The sequence below is a fragment of the Agromyces fucosus genome (assembly GCF_004134865.1).
Lineage (GTDB): Bacteria > Actinomycetota > Actinomycetes > Actinomycetales > Microbacteriaceae > Agromyces > Agromyces fucosus.
The window spans coordinates 121247-143648 of record NZ_SDPO01000003.1; the positions used below are offsets into that span (position 1 = coordinate 121247).

General features: G+C 71.1%; 19 protein-coding genes. 11 read left to right on the forward strand and 8 right to left on the reverse strand.

Going from position 1 to position 22402, the window contains the following annotated elements; all coding sequences use genetic code 11:
• Positions 1–9 precede the first annotated feature (9 nt).
• A complete protein-coding gene (locus ESP57_RS12125; RefSeq protein WP_129231775.1) occupies positions 10–1056 on the forward strand; it encodes an aldo/keto reductase in 1047 nt (348 codons plus the stop codon).
• Here ESP57_RS12125 and ESP57_RS12130 read toward each other — a convergent pair.
• Together ESP57_RS12130 and ESP57_RS12135 are read right to left on the reverse strand one after the other, a co-directional pair.
• Positions 1053–1568 (reverse strand): hypothetical protein, encoded by a 516-nt coding sequence (locus ESP57_RS12130; protein WP_129231776.1) that lies wholly within the window; start codon positions 1566–1568, stop codon positions 1053–1055. The two genes, ESP57_RS12125 and ESP57_RS12130, sit on opposite strands and share 4 nt — an antisense overlap.
• A 25-nt stretch (positions 1569–1593) precedes the next feature.
• On the reverse strand, positions 1594–2391 hold the full coding sequence (locus ESP57_RS12135) for an HAD-IIA family hydrolase (protein WP_056012232.1): 798 nt from the start codon (positions 2389–2391) through the stop codon (positions 1594–1596).
• Positions 2392–2591: 200 nt separating this feature from the next.
• Between ESP57_RS12135 and ESP57_RS12140 the strand changes: the two genes are divergently transcribed.
• Positions 2592–5741 carry a discoidin domain-containing protein gene (locus ESP57_RS12140; protein WP_129231777.1) on the forward strand — a complete coding sequence of 1050 codons (3150 nt, stop codon included), beginning with the start codon at positions 2592–2594 and terminating at the stop codon, positions 5739–5741.
• A 131-nt stretch (positions 5742–5872) separates the two neighbouring features.
• Here the strand turns inward: ESP57_RS12140 and ESP57_RS12145 are convergent, their stop codons facing one another.
• From ESP57_RS12145 to ESP57_RS12165, 5 genes are all read right to left on the reverse strand, one after another.
• Entirely contained in the window at positions 5873–8737 is a 2865-nt protein-coding gene (locus ESP57_RS12145) for a hypothetical protein (RefSeq protein ID WP_129231778.1), read from the reverse strand.
• 84 nt (positions 8738–8821) lie between these two features.
• Entirely contained in the window at positions 8822–10666 is a 1845-nt protein-coding gene (locus ESP57_RS12150) for an HSP90 family protein (protein ID WP_129231779.1), read from the reverse strand.
• Complete coding sequence (locus tag ESP57_RS12155; protein WP_129231780.1) at positions 10663–11322, reverse strand: metal-dependent transcriptional regulator; 660 nt, start codon at positions 11320–11322, stop codon at positions 10663–10665. Before ESP57_RS12155 ends, ESP57_RS12150 begins: the two co-directional genes overlap by 4 nt.
• A 52-nt stretch (positions 11323–11374) precedes the next feature.
• Positions 11375–12778, reverse strand: coding sequence for an Nramp family divalent metal transporter (locus ESP57_RS12160; protein WP_129231781.1), 1404 nt, complete (start codon positions 12776–12778; stop codon positions 11375–11377).
• A gap of 79 nt (positions 12779–12857) precedes the next feature.
• Positions 12858–13805, reverse strand: coding sequence for an alpha/beta fold hydrolase (locus tag ESP57_RS12165; RefSeq protein ID WP_129231782.1), 948 nt, complete (start codon positions 13803–13805; stop codon positions 12858–12860).
• 178 nt (positions 13806–13983) lie between these two features.
• Between ESP57_RS12165 and ESP57_RS12170 the strand changes: the two genes are divergently transcribed.
• Together ESP57_RS12170 and ESP57_RS12175 are read left to right on the forward strand one after the other, a co-directional pair.
• Positions 13984–14934 carry an alpha/beta hydrolase gene (locus tag ESP57_RS12170; RefSeq protein WP_129231783.1) on the forward strand — a complete coding sequence of 317 codons (951 nt, stop codon included), beginning with the start codon at positions 13984–13986 and terminating at the stop codon, positions 14932–14934.
• A gap of 4 nt (positions 14935–14938) precedes the next feature.
• Positions 14939–16387: a DHA2 family efflux MFS transporter permease subunit gene (locus tag ESP57_RS12175; protein WP_243648513.1), complete on the forward strand. Its 1449-nt coding sequence runs from the start codon at positions 14939–14941 to the stop codon at positions 16385–16387.
• Here the strand turns inward: ESP57_RS12175 and ESP57_RS12180 are convergent.
• Entirely contained in the window at positions 16335–16781 is a 447-nt protein-coding gene (locus ESP57_RS12180; RefSeq protein ID WP_165877460.1) for a GNAT family N-acetyltransferase, read from the reverse strand. The genes ESP57_RS12175 and ESP57_RS12180 overlap by 53 nt on opposite strands.
• A gap of 291 nt (positions 16782–17072) precedes the next feature.
• Here ESP57_RS12180 and ESP57_RS12185 point away from each other — a divergent pair, with 291 nt between their 5' ends.
• From ESP57_RS12185 to ESP57_RS12215, 7 genes are all read left to right on the forward strand, one after another.
• Complete coding sequence (locus tag ESP57_RS12185) at positions 17073–17810, forward strand: alpha/beta fold hydrolase (protein ID WP_129231785.1); 738 nt, start codon at positions 17073–17075, stop codon at positions 17808–17810.
• Between the two features lie 182 nt (positions 17811–17992).
• Entirely contained in the window at positions 17993–18874 is an 882-nt protein-coding gene (locus ESP57_RS12190; RefSeq protein ID WP_129231786.1) for an RNA polymerase sigma-70 factor, read from the forward strand.
• Positions 18861–19226, forward strand: a complete 366-nt coding sequence (locus tag ESP57_RS12195; protein ID WP_129231787.1) for a sigma-70 family RNA polymerase sigma factor family protein — start codon at positions 18861–18863, stop codon at positions 19224–19226. The genes ESP57_RS12190 and ESP57_RS12195 overlap by 14 nt, the downstream gene beginning before the upstream one ends.
• 98 nt (positions 19227–19324) lie before the next feature.
• Complete coding sequence (locus ESP57_RS12200; protein ID WP_129231788.1) at positions 19325–20086, forward strand: SDR family oxidoreductase; 762 nt, start codon at positions 19325–19327, stop codon at positions 20084–20086.
• A gap of 6 nt (positions 20087–20092) precedes the next feature.
• The gene (locus ESP57_RS12205) at positions 20093–20878 is read left to right on the forward strand and encodes an SDR family oxidoreductase (RefSeq protein WP_129231789.1); all 786 of its coding nucleotides are present in this window, start codon (positions 20093–20095) and stop codon (positions 20876–20878) included.
• A 39-nt stretch (positions 20879–20917) separates the two neighbouring features.
• Positions 20918–21679 carry an SDR family NAD(P)-dependent oxidoreductase gene (locus ESP57_RS12210; protein WP_243648514.1) on the forward strand — a complete coding sequence of 254 codons (762 nt, stop codon included), beginning with the start codon at positions 20918–20920 and terminating at the stop codon, positions 21677–21679.
• A gap of 29 nt (positions 21680–21708) precedes the next feature.
• Positions 21709–22374, forward strand: coding sequence for a TrmH family RNA methyltransferase (locus ESP57_RS12215; protein ID WP_056012185.1), 666 nt, complete (start codon positions 21709–21711; stop codon positions 22372–22374).
• Positions 22375–22402: the final 28 nt, after the last annotated feature.

Below are 22402 nucleotides of genomic sequence, written 5' to 3' on the forward strand. Positions count from 1 at the left end.
GGAGGAACCATGCGATACCGCACGATCGGCAACGGCACCACGAGCTTCGACGTCTCGACGATCTGCCTCGGCACCATGCAGATGGGCACGAAGATCGACGAGGCCACCTCGTTCGCGATCCTCGACCGCTTCGTCGAGGCCGGCGGCACGTTCATCGACACCGCCAACAACTACAGCTTCTGGGACAACGGCCACGGCCGCGACAGCGAAGACGTGATCGGCCGCTGGCTCGTGAGCCGCGGCGGCCGTGACCGGCTGCGCATCGCCACGAAGCTCGGGGCCGCCAAGAAGGACCCTGCACTGCCCCTCTCGAACACCGAGCCCACGAACTTCCAGGGTCTCGGCGCCGAGGTCATCGGCTGGGAGGCGCGCGAGAGCGCGCAGCACCTCGGCGTCGATCACCTCGACGTCGTCTACGGCCACGTCGACGACCTCGAGACGCCGCTGGCCGAGACGGTCGGCGCGTTCGGTGCCCTGCAGGAGGACGGGCTCATCGGCATCGCGGGCATCTCGAACGTCGCGCTGTGGCGCGTCGTCGAGGCGCGCGAGGAGGCGCTGCGCCAGGGTGTCGCGCCGTACGGCGTCGTGCAGCAGCAGTACAGCTACGTCTACCCGCAGCCCAAGCTCGGCCGGCAGAACTTCGTGACGCCCGAGCTGCTCAGCTACGCGGCATCGACCGGGGTCGACGGACGCCCGCCGCTCGCGGTCACCGCGTACTCGCCGCTGCACCAGGGGGCGTTGACGCGAACCGACAAGACGCTCTGGGGCGGGGTGAACCACCCGACGACCGTCGCGCGGATCCAACTGCTGCACGAGGTCGCCCGCGACATCGGCGCGACCCCGAACCAGGTCGCGCTCGCCTGGCTGCTCGGCCGCGAGGTGCCGGTGATCCCGGTCGCCGGACCGTCGAGCGTGGCACAACTCGAAGAGGTGCTCGGCGCGGCCGACCTCGACCTCGATCCCGAGGTGCGCGAGCGCCTCGACGCCGAACCCGAGGAGCGGCCCGCGGCGAAGCGGCCCGCGGCGAAGCGACCTGAGGAGCGCGACGCGGCCTAGTCCGCGTCGGGCCGCGGCTCGGCGCTGAGGGAGTCGAGGAGGGCGTCGACGGAGTCGAACTCGACGGTCTCGACTTCGTCGTCGTCGTCTTCGTCTGCCTCCGCGACGCTCAGGTCGTCGATCGCGAGCTGTTCGTCGAGCTGGCAGTACACGACCATGCCGGGGTACTGGCTCGGCGCCTCGTAGACGAGCACTAGCGTGGCATCGGGGGAGACGATCACGCCCTGCAGCTCGAGTTCGTGTGCGAGGAGGTCGTAGTCGTCGGCCGTGACCTCGTGACCGGTGCCCTCGTACGCCGACTCGGTGAGCTCGCGCACGACCTCGCCGTCGATGCGCGCGAGGTCGTCGGCGGTCGGCCCGCTGAGCGCCCGCTCGGCGATTGCGCGCATCTCGGCGGGTTCGACGGGCTCGTCGTCGACCGCGAACAGCACGGCCACCTGACGGTCGCCCGGCAGCACGGTCGCGGCGACGAGTTCGCCCTCGTCGACCTCGATGTCGGTCAGCTCGATCATGATCGGTCCTCGTCTCTGAGTGGTTCTACAGCTCGGTCTCGGCCGGCGCCTTCGCGACGAGGTCGGCCACGCCGCCGAGGATCTCATCGGGCCGGAACGGGTACTTCTCGATCTCGGCCTGGTCGCTGATGCCGGTCATCACGAGGATCGTGTGGAGGCCGGCCTCGATGCCCGCGACGATGTCGGTGTCCATGCGGTCGCCGATCATGGCGGTGTTCTCGGAGTGCGCGCCGATCTTGTTGAGCGCCGAACGGAACATCATCGGGTTCGGCTTGCCGACCACGTAGGGCTCCTTGCCCGTGGCCTTCGTGATGAGGGCGGCGATCGCGCCCGTCGCGGGCAGCGGGCCGTCGGCCGAGGGGCCGGTGGCGTCGGGGTTCGTCACGATGAACCGGGCGCCGTTGCCGATCAGGCGGATCGCCTTGGTGATCGCCTCGAACGAGTAGTTCCGGGTCTCGCCGACGACGACGAAGTCGGGCGCGGTCTCGGTCATCACGAACCCGGCGTCGTGCAGCGCCGTGAGGATGCCGGCCTCGCCGATCACGAACGCGGTGCCGCCCGGCAGCTGCGACTTGAGGAAGTCGGCCGTCGCGAGCGCGCTCGTCCAGATGCGGTCTTCGGGCACGTTCAGGCCCGAGGAGCGCAGCCGTGCCGAGAGGTCACGGGCGGTGAAGATCGAGTTGTTCGTGAGCACGAGGTAGGGCGTGCCGGCGTCCTCCCATTGCTGCAGCAGCTCGGCCGCGCCCGGCAGTGCGTGGTTCTCGTGCACGAGCACGCCGTCCATGTCGGTGAGCCAGCACTCGACCTCTTCACGTCGTGACATGCTCCCAGCCTAGGCCGCGCAGGTCACGGCCCGATGTCGAGCGGATGTCGCGGTGTGACGCGATTCGCCCGCCCGTTCGCGAGCAATCCTTGACTCCGTCGCGAGCCGAACTCTAGATTCAATATCGTATAGTCGGCGCGGTGGCGTACTTCGGAGTACGAGGCAAAATCGGCGTCTGACACGGACTCGATGAGGAACCCGTGCCCCAAGCCGTCTTCCGCCGCCGCCTCCGCGCGGCGGCAATGTTCGCTGCCCTTTCCGCCGTCATCCCGGTGCTTGCGGCCGTCGCGCCGGCCGGCGCGGCAGAGCTCCCCGCCGCCGGGCCGGGGGACGCCACCAGTTGCGCGTCCAACGTGTCCGACACCGCCGAATTCGTCCCGGTGCTCGGGCTCGACCTGCCGGCCACGAGCGTCGGCATCGGCGGTGCGCTCGCGCCCGTCTTCGATCGCACCGCCGAGGTCGCGCAAGGCTTCGACCGGGTCGGGTACTGTCTCGAGCTCGACGGGCCGCAGGGTCCGCAGTGGGTGTGGACGGCGATGGAACCGTTCACGACCGATGCCACCCGACTCGACCCTCCGACGGTCGCCGGTGAGATCGTGCGCCAGCGCGTCGGCGACCTCGATGTCGCCTCGAGCGTCGCCGGCGTGGCCCCGGTCGACGGCGGCAACGGATTCCTCGAATTCTGGCCCAACACGTACACCCAGGCGCGACCGGGGCAGATCTTCGGTGCCTCGGCGACGACGTACGACGCCGAAGACACTCCGGCGACCGGAGCATTCGGCTCGTTCGGCATCCACTCGGTCGCTCCCGACGCGCTCGCGGGCGCAGCGCCGCAGACGGTGCTCTCGGTCACCGGGCTCACGCAGACCCCTGGCGCTGCGCTCGGCCTCGGCATCGGCACGAGCACCATGGCGAATCCCGACTGGACCTTCGCGGCGAACGGCGCCACGTACACGACCCGCCGCCTCACGGTGTTCGCCCGCCCCGCAGTCGTGGCGTTCGACCGGGCGCCCGAGGACCGCCAGCTCTTCCCGAGAGACGCCGACGACGAGGCATCCGTCGCGATCGCCGGCACCGTGCTCGATGCCGAGGTCGCCTCGGTGCGCGCTCGACTCTGGAAGGGCGATGCCTCCACCGACTTCACCGCCGCCGTCGGGGCCGACGGCGGCTTCGCCGTGACGCCGGTGCTCGAGGCGGGGCTGCACGAGTACCGCATCGAGTTCGACGCGATCTCGCCCGCGGGCGAGCGCCGGGTCGCGACGTGGGATCGGCTCGTCGCGGGTGATGTCTACGTGATCCAAGGTCAGTCGAACGCCGAGGCGAGGATGTTCTCCGGGTCGGCGAACGGCGAACGATCGCCGTGGATCCGAAGCTTCGGCAGCTCGTCCGACAACCCCGGGCTCTCCGCCTCGGACCGCACGTGGAACATCGCAGCGGGCGACAGCTACGCGGAAGCGGGCGCGATCGGGCAATGGGGACTGCGGATGGCGTCGCGCCTCGTTGCCGAGCACGGCGTGCCGGTCGCAGTGGTCAATGGAGCGCACAGCGGTCGCCCGATCGACTTCTTCCAGCGGAACGACGCCGACCCCGACCTCGTCACCACCAACTACGGCCGACTGCGGCAACGGCTGGCCGCGGCGGGTGTGCTCGACCGCGTGAAGGCGGTGCTCTGGTACCAGGGCGAGAACGAGAACGACAACGCCGCCGTCCATGTGGCCGGGTTCACGACGCTCCTCGACGACTGGCGGAGCGAGTTCGGCTCGGCCGCGAGCCCGACGGAGTACTACGTCTGGCAGGTGCGCACCTCGCCGTGCAGCAACTCGATCCCGGTCGCGCTTCGCGACGCGCAGCGACGCCTCGCCGACACCCATGACGTCACGGTGCTCTCGACCACCGGGCTGAACGGGCACGACGGATGCCACTACTCCTACGTCGACGGCTACCGCGACATGGGCGACCAGGCCGCGAACGTGATCGGGCGCGACCTGCTCGGCGGCACCGCGACGGGCGTCGCCGCACCGAATCCGATCACCGCGGCGTTCTCGGACTCCGCGCGCACGACGGTCACCGTGCAGGTCCGGCCGGGTGCCGAGGGCGCAGAGACGCTCACGGTCGAGGCGGGTGCCGCCGCCGACTTCCGCGTGACCGGTGCGACGGTCACCGCGGTGACGGCGCAGTCCGGTGCGCTGCGGCTCACGCTGTCGGGACCGGCCGCCAACTCGGCGACGGTGTCGTATCTCAGCCACATGCGTTCCGGGCCACGGGTGCTGAGCCCCGGCGGCGTCGGACTCCTCGCCTTCACGATGCCGATCGCCGACGTCTCGATCACCGCGACCGCCGACCCCGCCCGCCTCGTCGCGGGCGGCACGACGACCGTCACGGTGAACGTCGCGAACGGCACCGCCGACCCGGTCTCCGGCGTCTCCGTGGCGCCGTCGCTGCCGAGCGGCTGGACGTCCTCGCCGGCATCGGTTGCTCTGCCCGATCTCGCGGCCGGCGAAACGGCGACGGCGACGTTCGCGGTTACCGTGCCGTCGTCGGCGGTCGGAATGCTCTCCCTCCCGGTGACGACCCGATTCACCACCGCCGATGGTGAATCCACGCGCACCGCGAACGTGGCCGTCACGAGCTCGTGTTCGGCGGAGCCGCTGCGCCCGGCCGCCGTGACGAGCGTCAGCAGTGAGGAGACCGCCAGCGAGAACGGTCGCGCCGTGAATGCGATCGATGGCGACCCGGCGACGATCTGGCACTCGCGCTACTCGTCGAGTCAGGCGACGTACCCGCACGAGATCGTGCTCGATCTCGGATCGTCCTCGTCGGTGTGTGCGTTCAACTATCAGGGTCGAACCGTCGGCACCAACGGCAACATCGGCGGCTACGCGGTCTACACCTCGAACACGCCGGGCTCATGGGGTAGCCCTGCGGTGACGGGTACCTTCACGACCGGCTCGGCGCCGCAGTCGGTGTATTTCTCGCCGCGATCAGCGCGGTACGTGAGGCTGGTCGCGACGAGCCCGGCAATCGCCGGGCAGGCCTGGGCGACCGCGGCCGAGCTCTCGGTCGATGGGGTGCCCGCGGTCACGGCGGAGTCCCGCTGCATCGGCTCGAAGGCCTACGTCGCGGTGAAGGCGACGAACCTCGAGAGCGGACCGGTCTCGATCGTCATGTCGTCGGCATTCGGCTCGAAGTCGTTCGCGAGCGTCGCGGCGGGCAGGAGCGCGGTGCACTCGTTCGCCGTGCGGGCGGCGGATGTGGCCGCCGGGCAGGTCGAGGTGACCGCGACACCGCTCGAGGGCGGCGGCGCGCCGGTCTCGAGCACGGCGCTGTTCACCGGGATCGCCTGCGGATAGGACTCAGGCGGCGACCCGGAACGGAGTGCTCAGGCGGCGACCGGAGCTGAGACATCCATCATGGTGATCTCGGCTCCGGCCCCGGCTCCGATGCCGATGTCGCGGGGCGGCGCCGCGCTGCGCGGGACCGGTCAGACCTCCTCGGCGAGCCGCCGTGCCTCCGCTGCCTCGGCGAGACGTCCGAGCGCCTCGAAGGAGTCGGCGAGCGCGATGCGGCCGAGCGAGACGGCGTCGGCCTGCCCGTCGAAGTGTTCGACAGCCTGCCCGATGAGCACGAGGGCCTCGTCGTGGCGCCCCTCCGACTGCAGCACGCGACCGGCGAACAGCATCGACCCGCCGGCCGGCCGCGTTGCGCCGACCGCCTCGAACAACTCCGCCGCGGTCAGCGCGGTCGAGACGGCCTCCTCGGGGCGGGAGAGGGCGGCGAGGCCGCGTGCGCGCGAGTCGATGACATCGGCCAGCAACCACTCGGCGCCGTGTTCGCGGGCGAGCGCCGCGACCTCGTCGAGCCGCTCCAAGCCGCTCGGTTCGCCGTGCTCGAGGGTGACCTGTCCCAGCAGGTGCAGCGCGTCGGCGAGCGAGGCCACCGCGTCGGGGTCGCGGCGCGCGTCGGCGACGGCACGCTCGAGCACCTCGATCGCCTCGCCGGGGTACCCGAGGCCTGCGAAGAGCCGGCCGAGGTCGAGCAGCACGGCGACGGCTCTCGGCCACGCCTCGGCCTCCTCGAAGAGGTCGGCGGCTGCGTGCCAGGTGCCGGATGCCGCAGCGAACTCCTCCTCTCCGCGGAGCGCCGTGCCGAGCAGGTGCAGGGTCTCGGCCCTGGCGGCCGGCGGAGCACCAGCGGCATCCTCGGCCTCGAAGACCTCCTGCAGCACCTCCACGGCCTCGCCGAAGCGGCCGGCGCGGAGCAGTTGGCGGCCGAGGCCGTAGCGCACGCCGACAAGTCCCGACGACTCGGCGAGCTCGGCGTGCTGCACCGCGAGGCGGAGCCGCGCAACGGCGTCGTCGGGTCGCTCGAGATCGTCGAGGATCGCGGCGGAGAGCTGGCAGTCCTCGATGACGCGCACCCTGGCATCGACCGCGAGGTCGAGTTCGAGTGCCGCCTCCGCCGCCGCCAGGGCTGCCTCGAGGTCGCCGCTTCCGGCGAGCAGCCGCGCGCGGAGGCGCTGCGATTCGGCGCGGCGGACCCTCGTCGGCTCGGCATCGATCGCCCGGTCGAGCAGCGGGAGCGCTGCCGCGGGCTCGTCGCCCTGGGCCGCGACGTAGGCCGCCAGCTGGAATGCGGCGCCGACGAGCATCGCGTCGGGTGTGGGGTCACGGTCGAGCACGGCGATCGCGGTGTCGATCGCCGTGCCGGCCCCTTCGGTGTCGCCGGTCTCGGCACGCAGTGCCGAGATGCGCAGGGCGACTCGAGCGGCGAGGTCGTCGGCACCCGCCTGCAGGGCGGCGCCGAGCTCGTGTTCGAGTGCCGGCAGGTCTGCGGCGGTGGCGGCGCCGGCGAGCAGGAGTCCGTGGCGCGCGAGCGCGTCGGCGAGCGCTCCTTCGCCTGCGGCGCGCAGGGCGGCGATGCGGGCGGGCAGCTCCTGCTCGGCCTCGTCGAGCCGCTGCGCAGCCACGAGCCCCGCGAGGCGGATGCCGATGAGCTCGGCCCGTCGGACGTTCGTGACGGATGCCTCGGCCGCCTCCTGCTCGAGTGCGGCATCCGCGACCTCCGCCTCGAGTGCGGCGAGCCCCCGGCCTGCCGCGGCGAGTGCCCGGTCGATCTCGCCGAGCGCAGCGAGCTCACGGGCGCTGTCGAACCAACCGCCGGCGTCGACGGGTTCGGCGGCGGCGGGCACGGGAGCCGTGAACGACTCGCTGCTGATCGGCACGTCGTAGCGCTCGCTGCGGAGCGCGCGAGTGGCCTGCAGCCGGTCGGCGAGATGGCGGTTGCCGTTGCGGCGGTCGAACTCGTCGCCGATGGCGGCTGCGGCGGCCCACGCGACGGGGCTGAGCTCTGCGGCCGTCCACGGGCCATCGTGCGCGCCGAAGAACGGCTCGAGTTCGGCGGAGTCGGCACCGCGCACGACGGTGTCGCCGTGTCCGGCATCGACGACGGTGTCGAGCAGCAGGCCGGCTGCGGCGAGGGCGCTGAACTGTGCGCGCTGGTTCAGGCGGTCATGGGCGATCCACGCGATGTGGCGCTCGAGCATCGCGAGGCCGCGGGCCTCGTTGCCGGTGATCGCGCAGAAGACCAGGTGGTTCGCGATGATGCCGATGTTGTCGGCGTTGCCGCGTGCATCGCGGTAGCTGCGAAGGTGGAAGGACTTCGCCCGCTCGAGCCGGCCCGCCCTGAGGTACGGCAGCAGCGCGTCGGAGAGCGCGTGCTCGGGCTCCTCGCCGCAGCTGAACCCGCCCTCGACGATCTCCTCGTAGAGCGCGATGGCCTCGTCCTCGCGTCCGGTGGCGGCGAGGTAGGCCGCGCTCTCGCTGCGCACGCACGCGTCGCAGTGGCTGTAGTCGTCGCGCTCGGTGGTGGTCAGCACGCGGTAGGCCGAGGCGGCCTCGTCGAGCCATCCGTTCGCGAACGCCGCACCGAACCGGGCCATCGCGACCCCGCTCTGTCCGACGCCCGCGCGTTCGTACCGCGCCTGCATGTCGTCGAGCACGCCGCGGATGTCGGCGGCCGGGAAGGCGGGGCTCGCCGAGAGGGTGCCGGCCATCCACTTGTACTGCCAGAGCAGGTCGGTCGCGCTGTCGTCGGGCTTCGCGGGGAAGCGCGACGCGTCGGCGTCGTGCTTGCCGAGGCACCACGCGAAGGAGCTGAGCAGTGCGTCGGTGTCGCCGGTCATGTTGGCTGACGACGCGAGGCGCATGCGCGCGCGGTACTCCGAGAACTCGTCGCCCGACTCGACCGCGATCGCGATCGCCTCGTCGATCAGCGCGCGCTCCTCGGGTCCGAACGGCGTCTGGTCGACCTGCTCGAGCAGTTCGTCGATGCGGATGGTTTCGGACACGGGTCTCCCTTGGCGGTCGATGGTCGATGGTCGATGGTCGGAGGTCGGTAACGGGTCGTGTCGGGCCCGGAGCGTGCCGGCCGGTCAGCGGGCGAGGCTCAGTGTCACGAGGTCGGTGAGCGCATCGGTCAGCATCGCCCGCTCGCGGGCGCGGAGCGCTCGATGGCCCGCGAGCAGCGCCTGCACGTAGAGCAGGCGGATCGTGCGGTCGAACACGGCGCCGTCGACGTCGCCCGCGAGAGTGCGCACGAGGGGGTTGTCCCAGTTGAGGCAGAGCTTCGCCCGCGCGGCGCCGCCGCCGCCCGCGACGGTCGCCGGGCTCTCGTCGATCCTTCCGAGCACCCCGCTCCAGAGCGGACCGGTCATGTCGCGGGCGGCGCCGCGCGTGATCGACCGCAGCACCTCGGCGTCGGCGAGGTAGAGGCTCGCGAGATCGCTCGGCGCGAAACGGCGCACGCTCGGCTCGCAGCCGACCTCGGCGAGCACTGCGCCGGCGCGGGACTCGAGCGCGAGCGCCGCTGCGCGATCGGCGAGCGGCGGCACGTCGAGCGAGTCGAGCTCACCCGAGACCGTCACGCGCTCGACGGTGACGCCGTCGAACAGCAGCGGGAGCCGGCGCAGGATGTCGGCCTCGTGGACGTACCCGCCGTTCACCACGGCTCGCGAGGCCGGCACGATGCCCGCGATCTGGCGGAACTCGTCGACGGTCTCGGTGTAGCGCACGTGCGGGTGCCTCCGCACCAGTTCGTCGATCGTCATCACCCCGATCGAGGTCTCGACCGTGAGCCAGCGGGTGATGAACCCCGCGAGCTCGTCGTCGTGCAGCAGGAGCGACTTCAACCCGAGGTGGTGGATGCCGACGAACTCGGCGAGGCGGGCGGGGCGCTCGACGGCGAGCCGCATGACCCAGGCGCGGATCGCCGCGCCGAGCTCGCCCCGGGTCGCCTCGAGCGATTCGTCCTCGATGAGGTGCTCGCGCGACGCCGTGGGCCGCAGGCCCGTCGAGTCCACGACGGCGCGCGCGAAGAACGCCCAGTCGGGCAGCAGCTCGTCGGCGCGGGGGTCGACGAGCATGCCGCCGAGGTAGACGCGGTTCGCCTGGCGCGCGCCGGGCGTCGGCGGGAACGGCAGCACGAAGGCCGTGCCGTGCGTGTCGGTGGCGGTGGCGTGCAGTTCGATGACCTCGAACGGCGCCGCGCCGACGACCTCGCGTCCGAGCCCGCCGATGTCGTCTCGGGCGTCGGCACGGGCCTCGCCCGTGAGGGCGAACACGGCCGGTCGGCCGATGCGGTCGAAGCTGCCGTCGCCGGAGCCCAGGAGGATCGGGATCGGCAGGTACTCCGCGTAGCGGCGGGCGAGCTCGCGCAGGCTCGCCGGCGAGCAGAGCTCGGCCTCGTCGGCGCGCGGCACGAGCGAGACGGTCGTGCCCACGGCGATTCCGGATGCCTCGGCGCCCTCGAGCACTCGCACCGTGAACGTGCCGTCGGTGCTGCCGACCCACTCGACGGGATCGCCGCCGCGAGCCGACCGCGACCGCACGACGATGCGGTCGGCGATCATGAAGCAGCTGAGCAGGCCGATGCCGAACTGACCGAGGAACCCGGCGCGGGGCAGATCGAACAGATCGCGCTTCGAGCTGCGACCGACGGTGGCGAGCAGTTCGCCGACCTCGTCGGCCGTGAGCCCGACGCCGTCGTCCTCGAAGCGGAGCGCCGGCTCGACGCTCGTCGGCGGGTGGATGCGGACACCCCATGCGGCATCGCGGCGACCCTCGTGCTCGGCGCGCGCCGTGATGGCGTCGCGCCCGTTCTGGATGAGCTCGCGGAGGAAGACGTGGGGGCCCGAGTAGATGTGACGGCTCAGGAGGTCGACCACGCCTCGGAGGTCGACGAGGAACGGGCGCACGTCAGGCGCCTGCTCGGCCGTCACGCGGTCAGCCAGATCGCGCTGGCCGCGCCGCTCGGCAGCTCGTGCGTCGCTCCGGCGATGCGCACGCGCGCACTCGCGTCGTCGTCGACCGACTCGATCTCGAGTTCTACGCCGGGGTGGACGCCGGCGGTCTCGAGCTCTCGCAGCAGGCCGGGGTCGCGATCGCTGATGCGGATCACGCGTCCGAGATGCCCGCGGGCGGCCTGGTCGGCCCGCACGAACGGCTCCGCGGCGATCGAGCCATCGGCGGCGGGGATGGGGTCGCCGTGCGGGTCGCGCAGGGGGCGCCCGAGCCGAACGTCGATCGCCTCGAGCAGGCGGTCGGAGATGGCGTGCTCGAGGATCTCGGCCTCGTCGTGCACCTCGTCCCAGCCGTAGCCCATCTCCTGCACGAGCCACGTCTCGATGAGCCGGTGGCGACGCACGACCGCGAGGGCCAGCACGGTGCCCGCGTCGGTGAGTCGCACGGCGCCGTAGGGCACGTGCGAGACGAGGCCCTGGGCGGCCATCTTCTTGACCATCTCGGTGACCGACGACGGGGCGACGCCGAGCTTGCCGGCGAGCACCGAGGGCGTGATGGGGTCGGGTTGCCACTCGGTGTGCGAGTACACCGTCTTCAGGTAGTCCTCGATGGCGGGATTCTTGCTGCTGGGCATCGGCCCCAGACTATCGGGAGCCCCGCCCTTCGAGTCGGCCGCCCACAGCCGCTCACGCCCCCGTGAACACGAGCCAGAGCAGCACCCCGTTGAGCGTGATCAGGAACACGGATGCCGCGATGCCGGCCGTCGTCGTCGCCCAGTGGTTCCTCCACTGGCCGAGCACGCCCGACTTCGCCGTGAGCGCGACGAGCGGCACGAGGGCGAAGGGGATGCCGAACGAGAGCACGACCTGGCTGAGCACGAGCGAGAGGGTGGGGTCGAAGCCGAGCCAGAGGATCGTGAGTGCCGGGATCAGGGTGACGAGCCGGCGGAGGATGAGCGGCACCCGCACGTGCAGCAGTCCGTGCATGATCTCGGCGCCGGCGTAGGCGCCCACGGACGTCGACGCGAGCCCCGACGCGAGCAGACCGACCGCGAAGAGGGTCGCGATGACGGGTCCGAGCGCCACGCCGAGGGCCGCATAGGCGCCCTCGAGACTGTCGGTGCCCTCGACGCCCGCGAGATTGACGGCGGCGAGCAGCAGGATGCAGAGGTTCACGGTGCCCGCGATCGCCATCGCGATCGAGACGTCCCAGCGGGTGGCGCGCAGCAGCAGCCCCGTCGGCACATCCGTCGCCGTGCCGGGAAGCAGCTCGGGAGCCTCCGAGCGGCGGCTGATGCCGAATCCGTGCCACGCGGACTTGGGCGTCGCTGCCGATGGGGAGGTCGACAGCGACGCGGCACGGCGCGTGACGAAACGGTCACGGCTGAGCGCGGAGTGGGCGTAGATCGCGTGCGGCATGATCGTCGCGCCGAGGATGGACGCGGCGAGCAGCACGGAGTTCGCGTCGGCGAAGCGGGGCACGAGGCCGCCGAGGAGGCCCGCCGGGTCGGGCGGTGCCACGAAGACGCCGACGGTGAAGCCGATCGCGATGATGATCAGCAGTCCCATGATGACGAACTCGAAGGTGCGCGGCCCGCGCCGCGACTGCAGCACGAGCAGCCCGATCGAGACGGCCCCCGTGATGAGTCCGCCCCACACGAGCGGCACGCCGAACAGCAGGTTGAGCGCGACGGCGCCGCCGATCACCTCGGCGAGATCGGTCGCCATCGCCACGAGCTCGGCCTGCAGCCAGTAGGCGCGACGGCCCCAGCGATTGCGGATGCGCCCGCCGAGCACCTCGGGAAGGCTCCGGCCGGTCACGATGCCGAGCTTCGCCGAGAGGTACTGGATGAGCCACGCCATCACGTTGCCGAGCACGACGACCCACACGAGCAGGTAGCCGTACTGCGCCCCCGCGGTCATGTTGCTCGCGACGTTGCCGGGGTCGAGGTAGGCCACGCCTGCCACGAGTGCCGGGCCGATCAGCCAGGCCACTCGGGGCACGGATGTCGCGCGCCCGCGCTGCCCGGCGGGCTCGCCCTCGGGCCCTGGATCGTTCGTGGTCGTCTCGTCGTCGAGCGTTTTCGGCATACCGAAAACGTACCAAGATTTCGGCGCACCGAAAAGCTTTCGTCACGGCAGTTCCATGCGCGCTGCGCCAGCGCCGGGTTCAGCCGACGAAGGGGATCGCGGCGCGCCGCCGCGCCGCGAGCTGCGCAGCACTGCGGATCGCGTCGGCGAAGGCGAGCGGAGCCTCCTGCGGCAGGTTGTGGCCGGCGTGCGGCACCTGCCGATGCTCATGCGGGCCGACGAAGCGGGCGCCGGCGACGGCGGCATCCCGGGCGGGGAAGTTGCCGTCGGCGAGCCCGTCGAGCGTGATCGCCGGCACGGTGATCGGGGGAAGCTGCGCCAACTGCGCTTCGAGGCGGGAGTACTCGGGTGCGCCGGGCACCTGGAACAGCCGGTGCCGGTAGGAGTGGATCACGACATCGACGTAGTCGGGGTTGTCGAATGCCGCCGCTGCACGGTCGAGTTCGGCCGCTCCGAATTCCCAGTCGGGGGAGTTGCGCCGCCAGATCACCTCCGCGATGCCGCGACGGTTCTCGGTCAGGCCGGCACGACCGCGCTCGGTGAGGAAGTAGAAGAAGTACCAGAATCCCGCTTCGAGGTCCGGACGGATCGGCTGCATCGAGGCGCTGATGTCCTGGATGAGGTATCCGTTGACGGAGACGAGTGCGGTGACGCGCTCGGGCTGGAGCGCAGCGACGACGCACGCGGCACGACCGCCCCAGTCGTACCCCGCGAGGATCGCCTGCGGGATCCGGAGCGCGTCCATCAGTTCGATGACGTCCTGTCCCAGCGCGGCCTGTTGGCCGCTGCGCGGCACGGAGCCGTCGAGGAAGCGGGTGCCACCGTGCCCGCGGAGGTAGGGCACGATGACGCGGAAGCCGGCCTCCGCCAGGTTCGGCGCCACGTCGACGTAGCTGTGGATGTCGTAGGGGAACCCGTGCAGCAGCAGCACCGGCGGGCCGTCTTCGGGTCCGGCTTCGAAGTACGCGACGTCGAGGTGCTCCGTCTCGACGTGTCGCAGCGGTTCGAGTCGAGGTGTCGCGCTCATGGTGTGCTCCTTCTCATTGCCCGGATCAGGTTCAGACGGAACCCGTCACGAGCTTCGACCGGCATCCGCCCACGGTTGTGACGTCCGTCACAGCTCGACGTGCCGCCCGGTCGTAGTGGGCAGGGGCATCCGCCGGGTGCGCCGTTCGCAGGACCGACTCGATCAGGAAGGCACGATCATGACCACGCACGTTCTCGACCCCGAGGCGCAGGCGATCGCCGACGCGACCTCGACACCCCCGTTCCTCTACCAGCTCGGCGCCGACGGCGCCCGCAAGGTCCTCGACGACCTGCAGGCCGCCCCGATCGACAAGCCAGACGTCGACGAGGAGTGGATCACCGTTCCCGCCGCCGTCGGCGACGTGCGGGTGCGGATCGTCAAGCCGGTCGGTTCCACCGGCCTGCTGCCGACGATCCTGTACATCCACGGCGGCGGCTGGGTCATCGGCAACTCCGCGACCCACGACCGGCTCGTGCGCGAGATCGCCGTCGGGGTCGACGCCGCGGTGGTCTTCGTCGAGTACGACCGCTCGCCGGAGGCGAAGCATCCGGTCGCCATCGAACAGGCGTACGCGACCGCCCAGTGGATCACGCGTTCCGGTGCCGACAAGGGGCTCGATGCCTCGCGCCTGGCCGTGGCCGGGGACTCGGTCGGCGGCAACATGACCGCGGTCGTCGCGATCCTCGCGAAGCAGCGCGGCGACGTGTCGTTCGTGCACCAGTCGCTCTACTACCCCGTGACGGATGCCGCGCAGGACACCGACAGCTACCGCGAGTTCGCCGACGGCCCGTACCTGGCGGCCGCCGCCATGGCGTGGTTCTGGGACAGCTACCTGCCGGATGTCGCGAAGCGGGCCGACATCACGGCGTCACCGCTTCGGGCGACGACCGAGCAGCTGGCCGGGCTTCCCGAGACCTTCCTGATCACCGACGAGAACGACGTGCTCCGCGATGAGGGCGAGGCGTACGCGCGGCGGCTCGTGGAGGCGGGCGTGCGCACCACGAGCGTGCGCTACAACGACACGGTGCACGACTTCATGATGCTGAACCCGCTCCGCCCGTCGGCCGCCGTCACGGCCGCCGTCGAGCAGGCGGTGCACATCCTGCGGAAGGCCCTGGGCCGGGGTTGAGCGAATGACGGCCACGTGGATGACCGCGCCTCAGCGCACCGTGCTGGTGGTGGCGATCCTCGCCTCGTTCGCCGCGTTCCTCGATGGGAGCGCGGTGAACGTGGCCCTGCCCGCGATCAGCGCCGAGCTCGGCGGGGGGCTCTCCTCGCAGCAGTGGGTGGTGGACGCGTACCTGCTGAGCCTCGGCGCGTTCATCCTGCTCGCCGGCTCCCTCTCCGATGCGTTCGGTCGAAAGCGCGTGCTCTTGACCGGACTCATCGGATTCGGGCTCACCTCGGTGGCCTGCGCGATCGCGCCGACGGTCGAGACGCTGATCCTCATGCGGGGCCTGAAGGGCGTCTTCGGCGCCCTCCTCGTTCCGAGCTCGCTCGCCCTCATCCTCGACGCCTTCAGCACCGAGAAGCAGGGCCGTGCGATCGGGATCTGGACGGCGTTCACGAGCATCGCCTCGATCGCCGGGCCGGCGCTCGGCGGAGTGCTCGTCGATGCGCTGTCGTGGCGATGGGTGTTCGGCATCAACGTGCTTCCCATCGCCCTCGGCGTCGTGCTCGCGCACTGGCTCGAGCAGGATCCGCCCCGCTCCTCCGCGGCTCACGTGGACGTCGTCGGCGCGCTGCTCGGCGTCGCCGGGCTCGGGCTGCCCGTGTTCGTGCTCATCGAGCAACCCCGATTCGGGTGGGAGTCGCCGATCATCATCGGTGCGCTCGTCGTCGGAGTCATCAGCCTGATCGGGTTCATCGCGTGGGAGCTCCGCACGTCGCAGCCGATGCTGCCCATGGGGATCTTCCGCGCGCGGAACTTCTCCGTCGGCAACGTCGCGACGTTCTTCGTCTACGCCGGGCTCTCGCTCGGCACGTTCGCGCTCGCGGTGTTCCTGCAGCAGAGCGCCGGGTACTCGGCGACGATGACCGGTCTCGCGATGATCCCGTCGAGCCTGGTGCTGATCGGCCTGTCCGCGTACATCGGGCGGCTGAGCGGCCGCGTCGGAACCCGGCTCCTGATGGGCGCGGGGCCGGTCATCGCGGGCGGCGGCTTCGCGCTGATGCTCGCCATCACCGACGAGGCCGACTACCTCACGCAGGTGCTTCCGGCCGTGATCGTCTTCGGCCTCGGCATGGCCGTGACGGTCGCCCCGCTCACGGCGACGATCCTCGGCGCGGTCGAACCGGCGCACGCGGGCATCGCCTCCGCGACGAACAACGCGGTCTCCCGGATCGCGGGCCTGATCGCCGTCGCACTCGCCGCATCCTTGGGCGGATCGGTGAGCATCGACCTCGACAGCTTCCACCGGCTCGTGGCCTCGTCGGCGATCGCCATGCTCATCGGCGGCGCGATCTCCGGCGTCGGCATCCGGGACACCGCGCGCCGCGCCGTGCGGCCACGCGTCCGCGCCGCTGCGGTCAGGACTGCTCCGGAGCAAGCAGATCCGCGTACTGCGGATTCTCGGCGATGAAGGCCGCGACGACGGGGCACCGCACCGTGATGCGCTGCCCCCGGTCGCGGAGGTCGTCGAGCGCGTCCGCGATGAGGTCGGCCGCGATGCCGCGCCCGCGGAACTCGGGCGCGACCGTCGTGGTGAGCACGATGATGCGGCCGTCCAGGACGTCGTAGCGGAAGCTCGCGATCTGCCGGCCGTCGATGATCGCGGCGTACACGTGCTCCTCGGAGCGATGGACCAGCCGGATCTCCGACGCGGTATCGGCCGAGGGGCGGTCGACATCCTGGACGGAGCGGGTCGTCTCCTCGTCGACGAGGGCCACGGTGCCCTCGTCGAGGAAGCCCGCCCCGTCGGGATATCCGGCCGAATCGGGGTACTCGATCCGCTGATCACGATCGGTTGCGCTCATCATGTCCTCCAACGTTCGATCACGAATGGCGACAGCCACGGCGGCGGGTGGGACCAGTCGTGGTCTGCTTGGCGCAACCTCTGACGAAGCCGCCTGAAACCCGGTACTCCCGCTCTTACCTCACGACTCGGCCGAGCCTGTCATGAGCAATGACCGAGCGGATGGCGGAGTTGTGACCGACCGGTCGAACGACGCGTGCTGCTCCGGCCCCGGTCACAACGCGCCGTCGTGTCCGGTCTGAGCTGATACCGCCCCGCAGACGGCGGGAACGGTTCGAGAAGGGGAACAGCCATGTCAGATCAGAAGCCGACCGTCGTGTTCGTGCACGGCGCATTCGCCGAGTCCGCCAGCTGGAACGGCGTCATCGCGGCGCTCTACGCCGAGGGCGTCACCTCGGTCGCGGTCGCCAACCCGCTGCGCAGCCTCGCCGGCGACGCCGCGTACGTTCGCGACGTGATCGCCTCGATCGATGGGCCGGTCGTGCTCGTCGGCCACTCGTACGGCGGGCTCGTCATCAGCGAGGCATCCGCAGGCAACGACCAGGTCGTCGCCCTGGTCTACGCCGCGGCGTTCGTGCCCGAACCCGGCGACAGCGCCTTCTCGCTCTCGGCGAGCGAGCCCGGCTCGACGCTGGGCGACGCCCTCGACGTGCGCCCCGTCTCGTCGGGGGGCAACGAGTTCGTGATCCGCCGCCCCGTGTTCCGCGACCAGTTCGCCGCCGACGTGCCCGTGCAGGTCGCCGGCCTCATGGGCGCGACCCAGCGCCCGGTGACCGAGGCGGCGCTCACGGACCCCGTGCAGGCGACGATCCCCGGCTGGAAGGACCGCCCGTCATGGCACGTCTTCGGCAGCGAGGACCGCAACATCCCGGTCGCCGTGCACCGGGCCGGCGCCCAGCGGGCGGGCTCGCGTGGCACGACCGAGCTCACCGGTGCCTCCCACGCCGTCAGCGTCTCGCAGCCCGAGGCGGTGGCCGCCACGATCCTCGAAGCCGTGCGCGGAGTGAGCGGCAACCGGGCGGCCGCGTAGGCGGCGTTCGCCGATCGCTGCCGGGTGCGCGCGACCCGTCTTCCGGTCCCGCGCACCCGCAGCAGCGGGTGGTGCTCGCATCTCCCGAACTGATTTCCAGAATGCTGTCACAACCGCGCGTGCTCTCCGGTCTCAGTTGGAAAGGACTGCCGTCGTCCTCCACCGACTGACAGGATCAGATCATGGAAGCGAACCTCGACGAGGCGCTCGCCGCCTTCCAGGCCGTGCGCGGGCGGCTCTTCGGCATCGCGTACCGCATGCTCGGCAGCGCGAGCGAGGCCGAGGACATCGTGCAGGAGGCGTGGCTGCGATGGCAGGGCACCGACCGCACGGTCGTGCAGGACCCGCCCGCATTCCTCGCGACGGCCACGACCCGCCTCGCGATCAATGCCCTGCAGTCGGCGCGGAGCCAGCGTGAGACCTACATCGGCCCGTGGTTGCCCGAACCGGTCGACACCAGCGCCGACCCGACGCTCGGCGCCGAGCGTGCCGAGGCGCTCGGTTTCGCCGTGCTCGTCATGCTCGAGCGCCTCACCCCGACGGAGCGGGCCGCTTACGTGCTGCGCGAGGCGTTCGCCTACCCGTACGAGCAGATCTGCGAGATCGTGCAGGTCTCCGAGGCTGCCGCCCGGCAGCTCGTCTCGCGCGCTCGGAAGCATCTCACCGGTGAGCGCCGTCGGGAGGTCCCGCAGTCCGAACAGCGACGACTGCTCGGGGCGTTCCTGGCGGCGGCGAAGACCGGCGACCTCATCCAGCTGGAGCAGCTGCTCTCCGAAGACGTCGTCTCGTACACCGACGGCGGCGGGGTCGTGCGCGCCTCCAAGTTCCCGGTGATCGGGCGCGAGCGCGTCGCGAAGTTCGTGCGCGCCTTCCACACGCATTTCTGGAACGGCGTGGACATCACCGAGGCCGAGACGAACGGCCAGGCGTCGGTGATGCTCTCGAAGGACGGCGCCACCTTCGCCGTGATCACCCTCGTCATCGGTGCGCGGGGCATCGACCAGATCCTGTGGATGATGAACCCCGGAAAACTCGGGGCTGTGACCGCTCGTGCGGCAGTATGACCTCGCCGCCCGCCTGCGCGCCGCGCTCGATCATGGAGACGAGCTCGCATTGGCGGGTGCTCTGAACCGCGACGTGTGCATGGTCGTCGATTCGGGCGACGAGGCGGGAGGAGAGCTGCGTGATCGCGGACGCGTCGTCCGTGGGCTGCGCGATCAGCAGGCGAGGCATCCGGATGCCTCGTGGGTCACCGTGCACGTCAACGGGCAGGCGGGTCTGGCGCTCCGACGGCCGAACGGCGAGGTCGTCGGTGTGCTCAGCATCGACGGCACGGCCGCGATCGCACGGCTGTGGCTCTGCACCTCACCCCGGAAGCTCGCCGGCTGGAATCGCCGCAGACCCGAGATCGACTGAGCGGATTCCGAGAATCCCGTCACAGATCCGATGGGCGCCCGGTCTGAGCTTCATGACGGCAGCGGATCCGCCGCGGCCCCGACGGAAGGCACCCAGTCATGAAGATCGTCGTCATCGGAGGCACCGGCCTCATCGGATCCAAGGTCGTCGAGCACCTCGTCGAGCACGGCCACGAGGCGATCGCCGCATCGCCGAACTCGGGCGTGAACACCATCACCGGTGAGGGACTCCCCGAGGTGCTCGTGGGTGCGAACGTCGTCGTCGACGTGTCGAACTCGCCGTCGTTCGCCGACGACGACGTGCTCGCGTTCTTCACGACGTCGACCTTGAACCTGCTCGCGGCCGAGCGCGCAGCCGGCGTGACCCACCACGTGGCCCTCTCGATCGTGGGCGCCGAACTCCTGCCGAGCAGCGGCTACCTGCGCGCCAAGGTCGCACAGGAGCAACTCATCGAGGAGTCGGGGCTTCCGTTCTCGATCGTGCGCGCGACCCAGTTCTTCGAGTTCGCCGGACGCATCGCCGACGAGGCGACCGTCGACGGCGTGGCGCGGCTGAGCACGGGCCTCATGCAGCCGATCGCGGCAGCGGATGTCTCGGCCGCCGTCGCCCGGGTCGCCGCCGGCGACCCGATCAACGGCACCCTCGAGATCGGCGGGCCCGAGCGCTTCGGCCAGGACGAGTTCGTTCGCGTCGGCCTGACGGCGAAGGGCGACCCCCGCACCGTGATCGGCGACCCCGAGGCGCCCTACTTCGGCACGAAGCTGACCGGTACCGAACTCGTGCCGACGAGCCCCGACGCGCAGCTGTCGACGACGACCTTCGCCGAATGGCTCGCCGCCCAGTCGGCCCCGGTGAAGTAGCCCGCCATGCGCATCTCGGTCATCGGCGGCACCGGCCTCATCGGCACGCGACTCGTGGCGCAGCTCATCGCCGACGGCCATGACGTCGTCGTGGCGTCACGCGCGACCGGCGTCAACTCCTACACCGGCGAGGGTCTGGCAGAGGCCCTCGCCGGTGCGCAGGCGCTCATCGACGTCTCGAACTCCGACTACCTCGACGAGGCGGCCGCGAACGAGTTCTTCTACGGCTCGACACTGAACCTGCTCACGTACGGCGCCGCGGCGGGCGTGGCGCATCACGTGGCGCTCTCGGTCGTCGGCACCGACCGGCTCGCGCGCACCGAGGGCGGTTACTTCGCCGCGAAGGCGACGCAGGAGCGGCTCATCCGCCAGTCGGGACGGCCCTATTCGATCGTGCACGCGACCCAGTTCTTCGAGTTCATCGCGAACATCGCCGACGCCGGCACCGACCGGAACGTTGTGCGGCTCTCGCGGGCGCTCTTCCAGCCGATGGCCGCTGACGACGTCGCCGCCGCCGTGGCGACGGTCGCCGTCGGCAAGCCGGTGAACCGCGTCGTCGAGTTCGCCGGTCCGGAGCAGTTCCGCCTCGAGGAGCTCGTGCGACGCCGGCTCCGCGACCGCAACGACCTCCGCGAAGTGCGGGTCGATCCGCTCGCCCGGTACTTCGGCACCGACCTCGACGAGCGCGAGCTGCTGCCCGGCCCCGACGCGACGATCGCGACGACTCGATACGAGGAGTGGATCGACGCCGGCGGTCGGCCGAACGTGGCACTCGAGGGCACGCCGGCGTAACGCGATCGCCGGCAGAACACACCGCTGAAAGGACCCGCAGTGAACTCCGAAGCATCCCGTGATGTGCAACGCCCGCTCGAGGGAAAGGTCGTGCTCGTCACCGGGGCATCGTCCGGCATCGGCCGCGACACGGCGCTGGCACTGTCGGCGGCCGGTGCGCAGGTCGCCATCGGCGCTCGCCGCATCGATCGCCTCGCCTCCCTGGTCGAGGCGGCAGCCGGCGAGGTCGTGCCGCTGCAGCTCGACGTCACCGACCCGGTGTCGGTGCAGCGCGCCGTCAGCGAGACGGTCGGCCACTTCGGCCGCCTCGACGCGCTCGTGAACAACGCAGGGCTCATGCAGAGCGGCCTGATCCTCGGTGCCGACGTGAGTGAATGGCGGCGAATGGTCGACACCAACCTCCTCGGCTCGATGTACGCGGTGCACGCCGCCCTGCCGTTCCTCCTCGAGTCGAAGGGCGCCGTCGTGCAGGTGTCGTCGACCGCCGCACGCTCGGCCTCGCTCGGCAGCGGCGTGTACGCCGCCACGAAGTTCGGCATCAGCGCCTTCTCCGAGTCGCTGCGCCAGGAGGTCACCCGTCGAGGCGTCCGGGTGATCGTGGTCCAACCGGGATTCGTCGACACCGAGCTCACGAGCCACATCACCGATCCGACCATGCAGGCTGCAGCAGCAGAGATCGCGGCGTCGATGCGCACCCTCCGTCCCGACGACATCGCGGCGGCGATCATCTACGCGCTCGGCCAGCCCGAGCACGTCTCGGTCAACGAGATCCTCGTCCGCCCGACCGATCAGGTGCAGTAGCGACGCCGGAAGGCGGATAGCGTGGCAGGGTGAACGCAGAGCCCAGCGAATCGAGCGGCGAGCCGCCGCTGACCCACGGCGTCGGGCCGTGGCCCGGCGGCGAGGCGGAGTGGCCGGAGGATCCGCACTTCGATCCCGAGCTGCTCGAGCACGGCGACACGCGCAATGTCATCGACCGCTACCGCTACTGGCGCATGGACGCGATCGTCGCCGATCTCGACGAGCACCGGCACCCGTTCCACGTCGCCATCGAGAACTGGCAGCACGACATGAACATCGGCTCGATCGTGCGCAGCGCCAACGCCTTCGCCGCCGACACCGTGCACATCATCGGCCGCCGACGCTGGAACAAGCGGGGCGCGATGGTCACCGACCGCTACCAGCACGTCGTCTACCACCCGGATGTCGCGGCCTTCGCCGAATGGGCGCACGAGGCATCCGTGCCGGTGATCGCCGTCGACAACGTCGAGGGCTCCGTGCCGATCGAGGCGTTCGCGTGGCCCGAGCGCTGCGTGCTGCTCTTCGGGCAGGAGGGGCCGGGCCTCTCGGCCGAGGCCACCGACGCGGCCGATGCGATCGTCGAGATCACGCAGTACGGTTCCACCCGCTCGCTGAACGCGAGCGCCGCGGCCGCGATCGCCATGCACTCGTGGGTGCTGACGCACGCGGTGCCGGAGGCCTGGCGTGGGCGCTGACCCACGCCGTGCCGGAGGCCTGACAGAC

Excerpts from the sequence above, each read along its gene's own strand:
- ESP57_RS12165 (WP_129231782.1), bottom strand. The coding sequence starts at position 13,805 with ATGAGCGCGACACCTCGACTCGAACCGCTGCGACACGTCGAGACGGAG.
- ESP57_RS12200 (WP_129231788.1), top strand. The coding sequence starts at position 19,325 with ATGAAGATCGTCGTCATCGGAGGCACCGGCCTCATCGGATCCAAGGTC.
- ESP57_RS12180 (WP_165877460.1), bottom strand. The coding sequence starts at position 16,781 with ATGAGCGCAACCGATCGTGATCAGCGGATCGAGTACCCCGATTCGGCC.
- ESP57_RS12205 (WP_129231789.1), top strand. The coding sequence starts at position 20,093 with ATGCGCATCTCGGTCATCGGCGGCACCGGCCTCATCGGCACGCGACTC.
- ESP57_RS12175 (WP_243648513.1), top strand. The coding sequence starts at position 14,939 with ATGACGGCCACGTGGATGACCGCGCCTCAGCGCACCGTGCTGGTGGTG.
- ESP57_RS12185 (WP_129231785.1), top strand. The coding sequence starts at position 17,073 with ATGTCAGATCAGAAGCCGACCGTCGTGTTCGTGCACGGCGCATTCGCC.
- ESP57_RS12160 (WP_129231781.1), bottom strand. The coding sequence starts at position 12,778 with ATGCCGAAAACGCTCGACGACGAGACGACCACGAACGATCCAGGGCCC.
- ESP57_RS12125 (WP_129231775.1), top strand. The coding sequence starts at position 10 with ATGCGATACCGCACGATCGGCAACGGCACCACGAGCTTCGACGTCTCG.
- ESP57_RS12155 (WP_129231780.1), bottom strand. The coding sequence starts at position 11,322 with ATGCCCAGCAGCAAGAATCCCGCCATCGAGGACTACCTGAAGACGGTG.
- ESP57_RS12190 (WP_129231786.1), top strand. The coding sequence starts at position 17,993 with ATGGAAGCGAACCTCGACGAGGCGCTCGCCGCCTTCCAGGCCGTGCGC.
- ESP57_RS12135 (WP_056012232.1), bottom strand. The coding sequence starts at position 2,391 with ATGTCACGACGTGAAGAGGTCGAGTGCTGGCTCACCGACATGGACGGC.
- ESP57_RS12130 (WP_129231776.1), bottom strand. The coding sequence starts at position 1,568 with ATGATCGAGCTGACCGACATCGAGGTCGACGAGGGCGAACTCGTCGCC.
- ESP57_RS12170 (WP_129231783.1), top strand. The coding sequence starts at position 13,984 with ATGACCACGCACGTTCTCGACCCCGAGGCGCAGGCGATCGCCGACGCG.